The 15373-nt window shown below is 56.5% G+C and carries 14 protein-coding genes; 5 read left to right on the forward strand and 9 right to left on the reverse strand.

The window, feature by feature from the left end; genetic code table 11:
• Positions 1 to 9: 9 nt before the first annotated feature.
• From GFB49_RS04885 to GFB49_RS04900, 4 genes are all read left to right on the forward strand, one after another.
• Positions 10 to 957: an ABC transporter permease gene (locus GFB49_RS04885; RefSeq protein ID WP_343032493.1), complete on the forward strand. Its 948-nt coding sequence runs from the start codon at positions 10 to 12 to the stop codon at positions 955 to 957.
• Positions 950 to 1942 (forward strand): iron chelate uptake ABC transporter family permease subunit, encoded by a 993-nt coding sequence (locus GFB49_RS04890; protein WP_153214690.1) that lies wholly within the window; start codon positions 950 to 952, stop codon positions 1940 to 1942. The genes GFB49_RS04885 and GFB49_RS04890 overlap by 8 nt, the downstream gene beginning before the upstream one ends.
• Positions 1939 to 2697 (forward strand): iron ABC transporter ATP-binding protein, encoded by a 759-nt coding sequence (locus GFB49_RS04895; RefSeq protein WP_153214691.1) that lies wholly within the window; start codon positions 1939 to 1941, stop codon positions 2695 to 2697. The genes GFB49_RS04890 and GFB49_RS04895 overlap by 4 nt, the downstream gene beginning before the upstream one ends.
• Before the next feature lie 131 nt (positions 2698 to 2828).
• Positions 2829 to 3332 carry a MarR family winged helix-turn-helix transcriptional regulator gene (locus GFB49_RS04900; protein WP_246149618.1) on the forward strand — a complete coding sequence of 168 codons (504 nt, stop codon included), beginning with the start codon at positions 2829 to 2831 and terminating at the stop codon, positions 3330 to 3332.
• Between the two features lie 72 nt (positions 3333 to 3404).
• On the opposite strand, the gene GFB49_RS04905 is transcribed toward GFB49_RS04900, so the two are convergent.
• Both GFB49_RS04905 and GFB49_RS04910 read right to left on the reverse strand, forming a co-directional pair.
• A complete protein-coding gene (locus GFB49_RS04905) occupies positions 3405 to 5396 on the reverse strand; it encodes a TonB-dependent receptor plug domain-containing protein (RefSeq protein ID WP_153214692.1) in 1992 nt (663 codons plus the stop codon).
• A 343-nt stretch (positions 5397 to 5739) separates the two neighbouring features.
• Complete coding sequence (locus tag GFB49_RS04910; RefSeq protein WP_194269266.1) at positions 5740 to 7791, reverse strand: TonB-dependent receptor domain-containing protein; 2052 nt, start codon at positions 7789 to 7791, stop codon at positions 5740 to 5742.
• Between the two features lie 355 nt (positions 7792 to 8146).
• Here GFB49_RS04910 and GFB49_RS04915 point away from each other — a divergent pair, with 355 nt between their 5' ends.
• Positions 8147 to 8653 (forward strand): hypothetical protein, encoded by a 507-nt coding sequence (locus tag GFB49_RS04915; protein WP_153214694.1) that lies wholly within the window; start codon positions 8147 to 8149, stop codon positions 8651 to 8653.
• A 328-nt stretch (positions 8654 to 8981) separates the two neighbouring features.
• On the opposite strand, the gene GFB49_RS04920 is transcribed toward GFB49_RS04915, so the two are convergent.
• From GFB49_RS04920 to GFB49_RS04950, 7 genes are all read right to left on the reverse strand, one after another.
• Positions 8982 to 9338: a DUF5368 domain-containing protein gene (locus GFB49_RS04920; RefSeq protein ID WP_153214695.1), complete on the reverse strand. Its 357-nt coding sequence runs from the start codon at positions 9336 to 9338 to the stop codon at positions 8982 to 8984.
• 12 nt (positions 9339 to 9350) lie between these two features.
• Positions 9351 to 10661 carry an NAD(P)/FAD-dependent oxidoreductase gene (locus GFB49_RS04925; RefSeq protein ID WP_153214696.1) on the reverse strand — a complete coding sequence of 437 codons (1311 nt, stop codon included), beginning with the start codon at positions 10659 to 10661 and terminating at the stop codon, positions 9351 to 9353.
• 144 nt (positions 10662 to 10805) lie between these two features.
• The gene (locus GFB49_RS04930) at positions 10806 to 11243 is read right to left on the reverse strand and encodes a DsrE family protein (protein WP_153214697.1); all 438 of its coding nucleotides are present in this window, start codon (positions 11241 to 11243) and stop codon (positions 10806 to 10808) included.
• On the reverse strand, positions 11243 to 12235 hold the full coding sequence (locus GFB49_RS04935; protein WP_153214698.1) for an SLAC1 anion channel family protein: 993 nt from the start codon (positions 12233 to 12235) through the stop codon (positions 11243 to 11245). The genes GFB49_RS04930 and GFB49_RS04935 overlap by 1 nt, the downstream gene beginning before the upstream one ends.
• An 89-nt stretch (positions 12236 to 12324) precedes the next feature.
• Positions 12325 to 12462: a cytochrome bd-I oxidase subunit CydX gene (cydX, locus tag GFB49_RS04940; RefSeq protein WP_153214699.1), complete on the reverse strand. Its 138-nt coding sequence runs from the start codon at positions 12460 to 12462 to the stop codon at positions 12325 to 12327.
• A 13-nt stretch (positions 12463 to 12475) separates the two neighbouring features.
• Positions 12476 to 13639: a cytochrome d ubiquinol oxidase subunit II gene (gene cydB, locus GFB49_RS04945; protein WP_153214700.1), complete on the reverse strand. Its 1164-nt coding sequence runs from the start codon at positions 13637 to 13639 to the stop codon at positions 12476 to 12478.
• Positions 13640 to 13644: 5 nt separating this feature from the next.
• Entirely contained in the window at positions 13645 to 15258 is a 1614-nt protein-coding gene (locus GFB49_RS04950) for a cytochrome ubiquinol oxidase subunit I (protein WP_153214701.1), read from the reverse strand.
• Positions 15259 to 15373 lie beyond the last annotated feature (115 nt).

The raw sequence follows: 15373 nt of genomic DNA on the forward strand, positions 1-15373 counted from the left end.
CACATGCCTATTGCCTATTTCGCGACTGTGATCGGGCTGCTGGCCCTTGGGACCGGCAGTCTTTTTCTTGGCGCTCAGGACCTTTCGCTTCCACAGGTCTGGCAGGATCCGGGCGCATTGCAGCTGATTGCCATCAGCCGCCTGCCCCGCACGCTGGCCGCGCTTTTGACTGGGGCAAGCATGGCGGTGGCCGGGGTGATCATGCAGCTGTTGGTGCGCAATCGCTTTGTGGAACCCGGCACCACAGGCACAAATGAAGCAGCAATGATCGGGCTTTTGGCGGTGACACTGTTGGCCCCCGGATTACCGCTCTTTGTTCAGATGCTGGTTGCAGCCGCAGCCGCGCTTTTGGGGACACTTGGGTTTTTGCAACTGACCCGTCGCCTGCCCCCCCAACAGCCGTTGCTGGTGCCTCTGGTCGGGCTGATCTATGCCGGAGTTCTGTATTCCGTGGCCACATTTATAGCCTATCAAACCGATCTGATCCAATACATTGGCATCTGGATGAGTGGTGAGTTTTCGGGCATTTTGGCAGGCAGATACGAACTGCTTTGGCTGGCCGGCATCCTGTCGATCCTGGTGTATTTTACCGCCGACCAGTTCACGCTCGCCGGGCTGGGGCGCGGGTTGGCCGTCAGCCTGGGCCTGCGCTACGGTCAGGTGCTGTCGCTAGGCGTGGCAACTGTCTCTATGGTATCTGCTCTGGTGATTGTGACCGTGGGAACCCTGCCCTTTGTCGGGCTGGTCGTTCCCAATGTGGTGTCGCGTATGATGGGTGACAACCTGCGTCAAAGCCTGCCGGTCGTCGCGGGCCTCGGCGGAGGGCTGGTTCTGGCATGCGACATGCTGGGCCGCGTGATCCGCCACCCCTATGAGATCCCCGCCGGTACGATTTTTGGCGTCCTCGGTGCCATCGTATTCCTCACCCTTCTGCTGGGCCGCCGTTCCCATGTCTGACGCGGTTTCGCCCTCTCGGCCTCTTGCACGTTTGAACCCGCTCAAAGACCAGCGCCTTTGGGCGTTGGGGGTCGCGCTTCTTGGTGCCTCGGCGCTGTTTGTGTTCTGGGGCGGTGCCTGGCGCTCGGCCTATATCCTCGAACTGCGCGTGGTGAAACTGGCAGGCCTTCTTTGTGTCGGCAGCGCGATCGGGGTTGCCACGGTTCTGTTTCAGACCCTCACCAACAACCGGATCCTAACCCCAACCATCATGGGGTTTGATGCACTGTTTTTATTGATGAAAACAATCCTGGTCTTTGTCGCTGGAGTTTTGGCCCTGCCCGTCCTTGGCGCCACACCCACGTTTTTGGCCGACACCACCGTGATGATCCTCGCCACGCTGGCGATCTTTGCAGCTGTTTTGCGGCGCGCGCGCCATGACATCCAGCTATTGGTGCTGGTGGGGGTAATTTTTGGTCTGTTGTTTCGAACCCTTGCGGGGTTTCTGCAACGGCTGTTGGACCCGTCCCAATTTGCAATTGTCCAGGCGGATATGTTTGCCACCTTCAGCGGAATGGACCAGCGATCCCTGGCCGTTGCCGCCATGGTTATGGCCTGTTTCTTCCTATGGCTCGCCTCACGTTACGCTGTGCTGGATGTTATGGCCCTTGGCCGTGATCAAGCCCGTGCGCTTGGCGTGCCCTATGACCGGTTGCAACTGCAGATCCTTGCCGCAATCGCGGCACTTGTGTCGGTCTCAACCGCGCTGGTGGGGCCGTTGGCCTTTCTGGGGCTCTTGGTCACGGCACTGACCCATGCGCTGATGCGCAGCCACCGCCATGGCCTTTTGCTGCCTGCCGCCAGCCTGATCTCCTGCCTTATTCTGGTGGTCGGGCAGACGGTGTTTGAACGTGTCTTTTCCCTGAATTCGAGCCTCGCGGTGGTCATTGAATTCTGCGGCGGTCTTCTGTTTCTGTTCCTGCTGGCCCGAGGGCATATCAAATGATTGAGATTTCAAACCTGTCCTACAGCATTGCAGGTCAGCAAATCCTGGACGGGATCAACACCCACCTGCAGCGCAACCAAATCACCGCCCTCATCGGCCCCAACGGCGCGGGTAAATCAACGCTTCTGGGCGCGATTGGACGCCAGGTCGACATCAACACCGGTCAGATCAAAATTGATGGCGAAGATCTGCAAAACATCACGCCACAAGACCAAGCCCGCCTCATGGCGATTGTCGCCCAGCACCTGCATGTTGGCAGCCGGATCCGAGTTGTCGATCTGCTGGGGTTCGGCCGTTGGCCCCACGCCAAGGGGCGGTTGGGACCCCAAGATCATTTCATCATTCAATCGGCCTTGGCCCAATTTGACCTCACCGATCTGGAAAATCGTTTTCTGGACGAGCTTTCGGGCGGGCAACGCCAACGAGCGTTCCTTGCTATGGCGCATGCACAGGATGCAGATTGGCTGCTTCTTGATGAGCCCCTGAACAACCTCGACCTGAAGCACGGCCGCAGCCTCATGGCACATCTGCGGCAAATGGTTTCTGAGAAATCAAAAAGCGTCGTGGTCGTTCTGCATGATCTGAACTTCACCTTGGCCTGGGCCGACCAGATTGTCGCCATGCGGGATGGGCAGGTTGTCTTTGCCGGGCCGACCACGACGGTTGCAACCTCCGAGGCTTTGAGCGATCTTTATCAGACACCGATCGAACTCCTGAACCTAAACGGCCACTTCTTCGCCCAGTACCACCGGTAAGCGCGCCACAAAACCCTGACACCGGATCGCCCCTTATCTGGGATCTGGATGACGCATAGATTGCGTTTTGATCCAATGGCTTATATACTTTGGGGACATTTATTTATCGCGGCACCGGAACGGTACTTCTTTTGACGGATCATAATAAAAGCCAGGGTATAGACTCGGATCTATTGTCGGGTGGGCAGGATTATTTCGGCGATGACACTGCCACGACAGCCTACAATCGGGTCTGGTTCAATATTCTCCGAACCCATCGGAAGCTGCTGCCTGAGATTGGCGCGTCCCTGCGGGAAAGCGGCATAAAAGACCCGATCTGGTATGAGATTTTCCTTGAGATTGAACGCGGCGGCGCAACCGGGCGACTGGCCAGCGAGATCCAGGACGCATTGAACATCCCGCAATATGCAATGTCGCGCCATGTGACGCGCATGCTGCAGGCAGATCTTGTGCGCCGAGAATTCATCGCAGATGGCCGCCGCAAACAGGTCTTGCACCTGACCGAAAAAAGCAAAGGTCTCAGCGATAAGATCTGGCCCCAATATATGGCGGAAATCCAGGCCGTGGTCTCGGAAAAGCTGACCACCGAAGAGGGATACGTTTTGACCCGGCTCTTGATCAAGCTTCAGCAGTGACGTCCCATCATCTCCGCGCGCAAGATGTACAGCGGACGGGTTGCACAATTTGTGCTACCCGTCTGGTCTGGATCAGAACCGCATGGTTGCAACAACCGAAATATTGCGGCCCGGCTCGTTCAATGTGTTGAAGTCCGAGAATTCAGCGCCATAGGTGGCACGATCCGCATATTGTTCGTCAAACAGGTTGTTGATGCTGCCGCGGATGGTCACTCCGTTCCAGGCTGGTGGCGCGTATTCGGCAAAGAGATTTACAACCTGATATCCCGGCAGTTCCTGATCTGCATAAGAACCACCCGCATCCAGGGACAACGCCGCCTCGACACTGCCGCCAACCAACAGGTTATGCTGCGGTAATTCTTGTTGCATTTCAAAGGCGATCACACTGCCCAAGGGCGCACCAAAGTTGCCCAGATCATAGTTGCTGGAAGCTTCGCCATTCAAGGTGGCATCGCTGTAGGAATAGGTCAGGCGGGCAAAACCATCAGCCCAACCATAGGTCGCCGCAAGATTTACACCTTCGCTTTCAAAGTCGTTCATCGTCACAACACCACGTGACAGGTCGCGGGCATCATCGATCTGAGTCCGGAAGATTTCGGCCCCCAACCTCCAGTCACCGCGCGCCCAATCGGCACCGATCACGATGTTTTCTGCGCGTGAGCTTTCCAAAGCGCTATAGTCAAAGGCGCGCCAGAACTCAAAGTTGTCACCCAGGTCGACCCCGCCAAAGACGTTGGAATAGGCCACCCGCAGCGACAGCGCCTCTGTGACATCATAGACAACCGAAAGGTTGGCGCTGGCCCCAGACTCCGACAGGTTAAACCGGGTGCCAGAGTTGCCGACATCATGACCGGTAAAATCCATCCAATCGTACCGCAGGCCCGCCGAGACCTGCAGATTTGCAGTCGGTTCCAGACGCGCCTGCGCAAAAATCCCGTTGAACCTGCTTTCTTCGGTGGCCGAAGTCGCCAGACCATTGACGGGTGACCAATAGTCCCCGGTCACCGTGGTCTCGCGCTTTTGGTAATCGATCCCTGCGGTGATGGTGTTCACCTCCGACAGGTGGAACGTGTTCTTGAACACAATGGAATCTGTCTTGGTCGTCCCAGAGGCATCGTCGCCAAGGTTCAGCTTGGTCACATCAGCATCAGACCGACCCAATGTGAAAGACGGATCCCACATCCCAGAACCTTGGGTATTCTCATAATTCAACGCAAAGATTGACCGCTCTGTGTCATAGAATTGCAGCGGGTCGGTTGATGGGCCAAAGTTTGCTTTGGAATTGCGCCATTCACGGTCGGTCAGGTTCTGGCCGGACAGTTCGATCCGGTGACCTTCATCGGATTCATAGGCAAATTTCAACAGGTTGGCGTTCAAGTTGGCCCCGGTTCCGGTCATCTCGACACCGTCACCATCCTCGTAATTGTCACCGGTTGCGCGTTTGGAATAGGCCAGAACTTCGAACCCTTCGCTGCGACCTGCCAGCGTCAGCGACCCCTGGGCGGTGTTGCCATTGCTGTCATAAGACACGCGCGCGCGGCCGCCAAAATTTGCACCCTCGTCCAGGATGTCTTCGGCATCAACGGTCTCCATCACCACACGCCCGGCCAAAGCACGTGGACCAGCATCGGCTGGGGCGACACCAGGGTCCACGCGGACTGATTTCATTAGGCCGGGGTCAAAGGCATTGGCGCTGACGTGGTGGAAAATACGGTTGTTCTGCGACACACCATCGACCTGAACGGCAAGTTTCAGCATATCCACGCCGTTTACATAGATCTTTTGTGCAATCGGGATTGCGCCGCCCACCGACACGGATGCGATGCCCGCAAACAGATCCTTCAGATCCCCCATAGAGGCGCGTTCAAGCTCCGCTTCGGACACATAGGTCGAGGTCGCCCGATCCGCAGACCCGCCCAGCGGATCTTTCTGACGCACGATAATCGGATCAAGCGAGAGGACGTCGGTTTCAATGTCCTGCGCCGCAACAGGCAAAGCGGACAAAACGGTAAGCGCGGTTCCGCACAGCAAACGGGCCCGCGGCGCAATCAGAGAAGCAGCCATGGTCTTCCTTAACAATGATACTGGTTGGGAGTTTGGCTGGTTCCGTTGCAGAACTGGCGGTCCATTGGGGCGCTTTAAGACATATTACACCGACATGCAAGTGCATACTTAACCAGAATTCAAGTCCATCCGTAGTGCTGCCCTCTGAGCCTCCCGTGTTCAAAACGAGAGCCCACCTGCGTTCTGTCTCTATACGTCAAGTGGGGTTTGACAAAGGCGAAGTCATGGCGGCACGGCGCTAGCCATGGTTGCGGCGTCTCTTCCTGAGCTTCTGAGACATTTTAATATTGAGGGCGGCCCTTTGAGCCACCCACAAACGCTGATGCACATACGAAGTTATTGGTCAAAACTCGTATTGCACAAAGGCGCCAATCGTCAGCGGTTCTCCTGATTTGGCGAAGGTCGTTCCTGCCTGGTCCAGACGCGTCGTTGCATATTCTTCGTCAAAGATATTGCGCACGTAGAGACCTGCGCTGAACGGTCCATCAATATAATTCAGTTGCGCATTGACCAGCAGCGCATCGTCCGTTGAGAGCGTATTTTCCGCATTTGTGAAGGTCGACCCTGTATAGGTTGCATCCACACCTAGGGAGAGCCCATTTCCAAAACCATAGCTTGCGCCAATCGAAGCCGTCGCTTCAGGGGTGTTGGGCAATGAGTTGCCGCTTAGGTTGGAACTGTCACCGGCAATAAAATCAACATACTCTGCCTGCAGAAGGCCAAGCGATCCATAAACGTTAAAGCTGGGAGCCACATCATACGACACAGAAAACTCCGCGCCGTAAAGCTCTGATTTTCCTGCATTCTCAATCAAAAAATCAGATTGACCAAGTGAATTGGTAAAGTCGCGACGCACCTGCTGATCGGACCAACGTGTGTAAAAGACGTTCGCATTGGCTACGAGGCGCGACTCCAAAAATTCACCGCGGACGGCCAGTTCGATATTGTCGGTGAATTCTTCATCAAATTCACTGGCGGTCCCAGTCACCGCGTTGAAGGCAAAACCTCCTGCCCTGTATCCGCGCTGATAGGTCAAGCTCGTGCTCAGCCCTTCACGCCATTCAAAGGTCGTGCCAAGCTTTGGCAAGAAGGCTTCGAACTCGCGCGCAAAGGACACATCGACCGGCGTAAGCACGTCAAACCCAAATGTGGTCGCCGTCGCAAAGGAGTTCAGTCCCACCTTATCGCGGTCGTATCGTGCGCCCAAAGTAAAGGACAAGCCCGGCAACCAACGGTCTGCATCCAGTTCGACTTCACCAAAAATAGCGGTATTGCGAGAGGTATTGGTAGAGCCGCCGTCAGTGGTCAACTGGCCAAACTGCGCGCCGGTAAAGGGGTTGATCGGCAATCCGACGCCTTCAAATTCCTGTCTGGAGCGGCGTTGATACTCGGTTTCGGCATAAAACAGACCAGCCACTCCGCGATAGCCCGTGCCTTCAAACAGCAAACGGATGTCTTGTTCAAAGACCTCAGCTTCGCCCGTACCTGTTGTGAAGCCGGTTTCCAGCGAGGTTCTATCGCTGTCGATGAATTCAAACAAACGGTCAGAATAGTGACTGCTCTCAAACTCCAGTTTGAGGGACGGAGCGAAGCTGTATGTCGCGCGCAGTCCAGCGGTTTCTGTATCCAGTATATTGGATGTTGACAGTTCGGACATATTCACGATCTGCCCCGGAAACAGATCATTGTCGATCCGGGTTTCACCGATCACATTCTCCTGTTCGGCATAGGAAAAGATCACCTCCAGACTTTCTGTTGGATTGACCCGCAATTTTGTGCGCCAGCTGTCCGCACGAACTTCACCAAAATCGTCACGAACCAAGGTCGGGTTGTCGACAGGGCCATCTTCGCTGATTGTCTGAGCCGCAAAACGAAAGGCGACACGGTCCTGAACCAGAACCTTGTTCAACGATACTGCAGCCTCATAGGCGTCGCGGCTGGCAAAACCCGTTCTAAAGCGATACTCATCTTGGTAGATCGGATCACGCGTACGGATCACAACTGCACCGCCCAATGCATTGCGCCCTTGTTGCGTCGATTGTGGCCCGCGTAAAATCTCAACCTGATCTACGTCCCAAGTAGGATATTGCCCACGAGTTATCGCGGTTGTGTCTGGCAAGGCGATCCCATCGACCTGCGTGGAGATCAAAGGCGACGACGACGCCCGTGCGACACCGAATTGGCTGACGCCCCGAATTGAAATACCCTCGTCGCCGCCTGTCTGATTAACGTTTACAGTCCGTTCGACGGTATCAAACAAATCCCGATCACCGCGGCGTTCCAGAGTCTCGCCACGCTCCACGACAGCTGAAGTGGGGCTGTCTTGAAGACTACGCTCCAATAGCTCTCCCCGGACTACGATCTCTTCCAACACCAAAGCGCCGTCTTCAGACACTTCGCCTACTTCTTGTGTTTCCCCAGTATACGAAACGGTGGAAGTGTCGCCGCTGTTAGAGCTCAAGGTTTGAGCCGAGGCTGCCGATGCCAAAATCGGAACGGCAAGGAGCGTAGAGGCCAGTATTCTTGAACGCGTACAATGCAAAATTGCATGCGAGTTATGCAATGAGGGATTAGCCATCACTGTCTCTCCAAATTAATTTCAATTTTGGGTGAGTTAGCGAAAGGCTAAACCTGCCTATTTCGGCCATTCCCTATAATAAAGGGCGTTTGACTCAAGGCCGTTTTGAGAGTTATTCGAAATCCAGCGCTGTTGAGCGATCACTCTTGTGTGACTTCGAAGTGAAAAACCCATGACCCAATCCGGCAGAATCCCGGCGGTTCTGTTAACTGCGTTTACGGCAGTCGCTTTCAAGGCTGCGGTCCCATATCCACGCTTTGGTGGAGATGATGTTCCAGCCTCCCCTTATCAAACGACCCTAGACCTTCCCATTGGCGACAACACGCCGGTGGCAGACGTTCTGGCCACACCGCCGAGCTCTGCAGATTTGTCACGGCTGACCAACGAGGGCCTCAAAGGCAAGGACCGCGCAACCGACCCGATCTATCAGCAGATCATGTATTCCGCTTTGGATCTTGGCTCGGACTACCAGGTCTCAATTGCAGCTTGGGGGCCAAACCCGTCGCCCATGGCCAAGGTCCTGCAATCAGCCCAAACAACCGATTTTTCGTTTAAGAAATCAAAAAACGGCCGGGCTGTTCTGATCGTCCCTGCAAATGAAGCGCTTGCGGGCAAGCTTCGTCAAATGGGTGCCACAGAGGAAACGATCGGTGATACACTGGGCTATGTCTTGTGGTGAGGGGCGGATATAAAAACGCACTAAAAGATGCTGAATAACTGCTCAGGTTGGTGTCGACTTTTTACCGTGGCGCCAGTAAGTGATTGGCGGCCCTTGCCCAGGCCGGATTGCACAGCCACCAGTCATTCCAGCACCGCGAAACATTTGTCGTCCTGGGTTGATACTGTTAAAAAACCTTGCTTGATCGATGCGAAGTTAGTTCGAGTGACCGTGACGGTTGATTGTGTATTAGGATAGCTCCAACCAATTATGGGAAACCATCCTCATTTTTTTTAGTGGGGACGCTGCGCGCGATTGAAAACCTGCGAAGCATGGTGAGACCTCTCCCCTACTCCGAACTTGAAGGCCGCTTGATCAGGGAATGGATGGTATAGACCAAGATGGCGCAGCCGATGGCGCCGGCCACGGCCACCCCAAGGAACACAATCAAATCTATCGGCCCGCCCAGGTCAGAAACCCGCGAATGTGTCATCACGAGCACGAACCAAACGGCCAGCGCCGCGCCAAACGGCATGGACAGCTGCGCCAGCAGAAACCGGCGCCAGCTGATCGCGCGGTCGCGTATCAGAACATAGAGATAGGCAATGGTCACAAAGGCTGCACCGATGATCATTGCCCAAAATAAACCGCGGCCAAAGATCTCTTCAAAAACAGCGATGAGCGTTCCAAATGTCAGGTCTTTCATGATGGGGTCTCCTTAGGCACGTCCGCGTAGCATGGCGTTGTAGGTTGCTTTCAAGGCGACCTCTTTCATCAGCCAGCTGATCCAGAGCTCCTCAAGCGGGGCGATCAGGCCCGGAAAACTGGGCAGCAGGTTGTTGTCATAATCAAACTCCACCAGCATTGCGCGGCCAACTTGGGTGATCATGGGGCATGAGGTGTAGCCATTATAGGTCTCTGTTGGCACTTTGCCTTCGATGGCAGAGACCAGCCCGTCCTCGACCACGGGCACCTGCCATTTGACGCTGGCTGCGGTCTTGCCCTTTGGCACGCCTGCAACATCGCCCAGCGCCCAGATTTCGGGATAGCGCAGGTGACGCAGGCTGTGCTTGTCACATTCAACCCATCCCTGATCTGTCCACTTGTCGGCCCAGCTGAGCCCGGACTGTCGGATAACCTCGGGCGCGCGCTGGGGCGGGATGACGTGGAGGTAGTCATAATCAATCTGGGTTGTGCCTTCAGCGGTGGCAAAAGTGGCGCGTTTTGCTTCCGCGTCGATGGCTTTCAACGTATGATGGCTGTGGCTGGCGATGCCGCGTTCATCAAACAACATCCGGACTTTTTCCGCCACAATCGGCACGCTGAAGAGCGCACCTTGCGGGGCTGCATAGTGGATCTTGGTCTTGCCGCTATTGCCTGCGCGTCGTGCGATGTCATCGATCAGAAATGTGTGTTTCAGCGGCGCGCCTGCGCATTTCATCTCGGTCGCGGGGCGGGTGAACACACCCAGGCCACCTACTTGGGTGAATTGCGAGGCCGCTTGCCATGTTTTGGCGGCGTATTCCGGCCCCGCATAGAGCGCGCCGATGCCTTTTGTGCCCACCATATCAAGCGAGAAGCCTTCGATGGCGTCGTGATCCAGCACCAAACCAGGGGCCACAACGAGGAAGTCATAGTCAAGCGATTGACCACTGTCCGTTGAAACCGTTTTTGCAACGGGATCGATGGCCGCTGCTTTTTCTGCAATCAAAGAGATGCCACGTGGCAACCAATCACGTGTCGGGCTGGTGACATAGCTGGCCGGTTTCAACCCGGCCGCGACAAGGGTCAGGCCCGGTTGATAAAAGTGCTGGATCCGTGGGTCTATCAGCGTGATCTGTGCGCCTTCCAGACGGCGCACCAGACGATTTGCCAGCGCCGTGCCCCCTGCGCCTGCGCCAATGATGACGATGCGGGCTTTAGTCCGTGTTGACGCGCGTGCATCTTCTGCCCCGCCTAGGGTTGCAACAGCGGTGCCGCCGGCAAGCAGCCCAAGGAATTGTCGTCGCGTTGAAAAAGGGTGGTGCATGTTTTTCTCCTCCGCAAGAAAACATTCAATAGTCAGAAACCAGTTTTCGGCGCCTGCCTTTGACGTCAGACAATCGACGATGTTCGGCAATCGACCGAAAACCCTCACGCAGGGGAGACCCCGCGCGAGGTGTAAGCGGGAGGCTCAGTACGAGGTAACCCGCGCAAAAGGGTCGACCATTGCCGCCGCCATATCCTGCGGTTTGGCAACGCCTACGCCTTCGATCAGGACAGATGTGTCCGCGCCCTTCCCGGGCAGGTAGATGGCGCAGACCTCAACTTTGTTGTTCGGGCCAGACATGATTTTGCGCATCAAACCTTGTGGGCTCATGTCTCGTGGTGGTTGCGGCGCGGTGGCGGTTTCGGGCGCGTCCTTCAGGGCGATGTCGGCAGCCGGACCGCACAAAAGGATATGTTGCGCCACGCCCTGTTGTGCGGCATTTGCGGCCAGGACCATCGCCATCAACTGAGTTTGCGCCTCGGGCGCGGTCAGTATGGTCACCAGCGATTTCGGCTTGTCCTGTGCAAAGGCAGGGATCGCCAGGGTCAAAGCGGCAGCAGTGGCCAGAAAGAATGTCTTCATCAGTTAACTCCATGAATTGGACGTTTTGGGAAAGGGTGTTCGGGACGGCAGATCTCTCCCCGCAGCATTGCGCGTAGCGTGGCGAAGATAAGGAAGGTGACGATGCCGCAAAGGAGGATCAGGGCCGCAGTGCCAGCCCAGACATGCGCGATACTGTCCGTCAGTGCGGCAAAGCGCAGGGTGGCAAGGGTCAGTGCGGCGACCGGAAAGCTCATGGCCCAGTGCGACAGCCCAAAGCGCAAACGGCGCAACTTGCCCGCTTGTGTCATGGCAAGGCCAAGGAACACCAGCGCAGCGCTATAAAGTACCCGCGCAAAGGAGTCGAGCACCCCGCCGTTCAGCTGCAGCCACGCCAGAAAAGCCACGGCTGGCGGGGCGATCAGAATGGCCAGCGTCGGGACCATGGGGCCCGGCAGCGGATCGTGAAAGATCAGCCGGTTCATAACAAGAACCAGCAGCACGACCCAAAAGATCAGCCCAGCCGAAAAGAACAGCCAGGACGTCTCGGGAAACCCAAGCGTGACCCCGGCAATTGGGGCCACGACATTGCCCACGGCTGGGATGAACCAAGCGGGTGAGATATGGATCTGCTGAAAGGCGCGGTGGCCAATCCAGTTTGACAAAACTGCAAGCGTCAGCCCCCCTTGGCCAACCGCGCCAACCATCCAGATGATCCGCGCCAAGCCGGGCATCACAGGTGTCAGCGCCACAGCGATCAGCAACAATGAAATTGTGATGGCCGGGAAAAACGCAAGCTTCACAGGGTGTTGCCATTCAGCGGCGACGGCTTTTGGATGCCGCAACGCTTTCAACGCGTAAGCGGCAGCCAATGCAAGAAACAGCGCAATTGTAAGCGCCAATGCAATCACGCTGAGGCCCGGCAGCCCGGCGGCGTGCAGCGCCGTGGCGCAACCGGATACTCCCATCACAGAGGCAAAGAAGGACACCGGAAAATGGGCAAGGCGTGGTTCGGTTGTGGAAATGTCAGACATCGGTTTGTCCGGATTTGAGGTCAAGGTTTCAGAGCCGGACCCAGCCCCATGACCCGGTCCGACAGCTTGCAATGGCGCAAGCGATCTGATTAGCGATTGTGGTCGCCAACGGGGCAGTCGCCTTCCTCAGAGAGGCAGGCATCCATACGCAGCTCCAGCCACATCGCGTTCAGAACGGCAAATGAGGCGGCCAGCGGCAGGCCCAGAAGCCATGCAAAATACCACATGAAAACAATCCTTTCAGTAGAGTGTGTCAGCGTGTTCGGTGACATCGGTTTCGGTGACCTTGCCCCAGAGCACTTTGTAGACCCAGGCGGTGTAGGCGAGGATCAGGGGCATAAAGATCAAGGTGCAGATCAGCATGATGAACAGCGTCTGATGCGAGCTGGAGGCGTCCCAGACCGTCAGCGAGCTGTTTGCATCTACGGTTGAGGGCAAGATGAAGGGAAACATCGTTAAACCGACCGACGAGATGATGCCGGTGATCGCCACCTTGGACCACAACAGGGTCGAGACTTCGCGCCCCGCCCGCAGCCCCATGACGGCAAGCGCAATCCCCGCAAATCCCATGATCGGCGCTACGATGATCCATGGGCGCGTTCCATAGGCCGCGATCCACGACCCCTCGCGGCTGATTTCAGAATAGAGGGGGTTGGATGGCCCGTTGGCAACGGCATCAGTCACCAAGGTAAAACCGTCAATCCCAATGGCCAACCAAAGCCCGGCCAGCGCATAGCCTGCGGCGGCCACCAGCCCCGCGACACTGCCAATGCGCCGCGCGCGTTCGGCAATCAGACCTTCGGTCTTGAGCGAGAGCCACGCCGCGCCATGCATAAGCAGCATGGAGAAGGACACCACGCCTGCGAGGAGTGCAAAGGGACGCAAGAGGCCGAGAAATTTGCCATAAAAGCTGCCGTCATACATCGGCATCAGATCTTGGGTCAGATGGAACGGCACGCCAAGGAGAACATTGCCCACAGCCACGCCAAAGATCAGCGCAGGCACTGCACCGCCGGCGAACAACGCCCAGTCCCAGCGCGCGCGCCAGGCAGCGTCTTCGCGTTTGGAGCGATATTTGAACGCCACGGGACGCACGATCAGGGCCGCCAGCACAACAAACATCGCCAGATAAAACCCGCTGAAAGACACCGCATAAAGCGGCGGCCAGGCGGCAAAGATCGCGCCACCGCCGAGGATGAACCAAACTTGGTTGCCTTCCCAGACCGGCCCAACCGTGTTGATCACTACGCGGCGCTCGACATCCGTCTTTGCAACAAATGGCAGCAATGCCCCCACGCCCATGTCAAACCCATCCGTCAGGGCAAATCCGATCAGCAGGACGCCCAGCAGCACCCACCAGATGACGCGCAATGTGTCGTATTCGATCAGTTCATAAAGGATCATTTCCGTTACTCCGCAGGGGTGGCAGCCGCAGTTGGCGTGTTGGGATTTTGGCGCAGCCGCGCCTCGTGCCGGTTTTGCCAAGCCTCGGTTTCATCCACGTCCTGGAACGGGCCCTTGCGGATGTATTTCACCATCAGCTTGATCTCGACGACGAAGAGGATGGTGTAAAAGATCACAAAGCCAGCCAGGGTGATCAGAAGATCCGCAATCGACAGGTGCGAGGCGGACATGGCGGTGGGCAGAACCCCATCAACCGTCCAGGGTTGGCGACCAAATTCGGCAACAAACCAGCCCAGCTCTGCCGCAATCCAAGGTGTGGGAATGATCGCAACCGCCGCATAAAGCGACCAGCGCGGGAATTGCATTTTCCGGAACGAGGCGCGGTAGAAGAAATAAGCCATCACAGCGATAAAGCTGAAGCCAAGCGCCACCATCAGGCGGAAGGCCCAGAACAGCGGGAAGACGCCCGGAACCGTGTCTTCGGCGGCCATGGCGATCTGGTCTTCCGATGCGTCGCGCGGATCCTCCATGTAGCGTTTCAGAAGAAAGGCAAAACCGAGATCATCTGAATATTGCTCAAAGGTGGCGCGTGCCTCGGCTGGAACGTTGCCGCGATTTTCGCGGATGGTCATCAGCGCGTCATAGGCAAGGATGCCGCGCCGGATGCGGTCTTCGGCTTCGATCACCAGACTGTTGATGCCCGGGATCTCTTCGGTCAGGCTGCGGGTGCCGATCAGCCCCATCGCCCAGGGAATATGCACCGCGTAATGTGTTTCGCGTGCTTCTTGATCTGGAAAGCCAACAAGTGTGAAGGAGGCCGGCGCGGGTTCCGTCTCCCACATCGCCTCGATGGCAGCGAGTTTCATCTTTTGGGTGTGGCTGGCGGAATATCCGGACTCATCCCCCAACACGACAACGGACAAAGCGGCCGCCAGACCAAAGGAAGAGGCCACCGTGATGGACCGCCGCGCCAGATCCTTGTGCCGGTTCTGCAAGAGGTACAAGGCGGATACGCCCAGGACAAAGACCGCCGCCGTTACATATCCGGCCGATACGGTATGGACAAATTTCGCCTGCGCGACCTCGTTGAAAATCACATCGAAAAAGGACGTCATCTCCATGCGCATCGTGTCGGGGTTGAACTCAGCGCCGACCGGGTTCTGCATCCAGCCATTTGCGATCAGGATCCACAGGGCGGAAAAATTCGACCCAATGGCCACCAGCCAGGCCACCACAAGGTGTTGCACCTTTGAGAGTTTGTCCCATCCAAAGAAAAACAGACCGACAAAAGTCGCTTCGAGGAAGAAGGCCATCAGCCCTTCGATCGCCAGCGGGGCCCCAAAGATGTCCCCGACATAATGCGAGTAATAGGACCAATTCATCCCGAATTGGAATTCCATGGTGATGCCTGTCGCGACGCCAAGGACAAAATTGATGCCAAACAGCGTGCCCCAGAATTTGGTCATTTGTCGCCAAATGGGGCGGTTTGTCATGACATAGACGGTCTCCATGATCGCGACGAGGATCGACAGACCCAACGTCAGCGGCACAAAGAGAAAGTGATACATAGCCGTCATCGCAAACTGCAGGCGCGATAGCTCGACCAGACCGATCTCCATAAGCTTGATCCTTTCGGTTTAAATTCCACATCACAGTTGCAGATTTTCCACCGTTATATTTCGCGTCTTGAAGACGAACATGATCTGGATCAAATTTGCGCCACAGATGTGGAAT

The sequence above is a fragment of the Tritonibacter litoralis genome, assembly GCF_009496005.1.
GTDB lineage: Bacteria > Pseudomonadota > Alphaproteobacteria > Rhodobacterales > Rhodobacteraceae > Epibacterium > Epibacterium litoralis.

Coding starts and splice junctions, on each gene's coding strand:
- GFB49_RS04890 (WP_153214690.1), top strand. CDS start 950: ATGTCTGACGCGGTTTCGCCCTCTCGGCCTCTTGCACGTTTGAACCCG.
- GFB49_RS04895 (WP_153214691.1), top strand. CDS start 1,939: ATGATTGAGATTTCAAACCTGTCCTACAGCATTGCAGGTCAGCAAATC.
- GFB49_RS04905 (WP_153214692.1), bottom strand. CDS start 5,396: ATGGCTGCTTCTCTGATTGCGCCGCGGGCCCGTTTGCTGTGCGGAACC.
- GFB49_RS04915 (WP_153214694.1), top strand. CDS start 8,147: ATGACCCAATCCGGCAGAATCCCGGCGGTTCTGTTAACTGCGTTTACG.
- GFB49_RS04920 (WP_153214695.1), bottom strand. CDS start 9,338: ATGAAAGACCTGACATTTGGAACGCTCATCGCTGTTTTTGAAGAGATC.
- GFB49_RS04925 (WP_153214696.1), bottom strand. CDS start 10,661: ATGCACCACCCTTTTTCAACGCGACGACAATTCCTTGGGCTGCTTGCC.
- GFB49_RS04930 (WP_153214697.1), bottom strand. CDS start 11,243: ATGAAGACATTCTTTCTGGCCACTGCTGCCGCTTTGACCCTGGCGATC.
- GFB49_RS04935 (WP_153214698.1), bottom strand. CDS start 12,235: ATGTCTGACATTTCCACAACCGAACCACGCCTTGCCCATTTTCCGGTG.
- cydX (WP_153214699.1), bottom strand. CDS start 12,462: ATGTGGTATTTTGCATGGCTTCTGGGCCTGCCGCTGGCCGCCTCATTT.
- cydB (WP_153214700.1), bottom strand. CDS start 13,639: ATGATCCTTTATGAACTGATCGAATACGACACATTGCGCGTCATCTGG.
- GFB49_RS04950 (WP_153214701.1), bottom strand. CDS start 15,258: ATGGAGATCGGTCTGGTCGAGCTATCGCGCCTGCAGTTTGCGATGACG.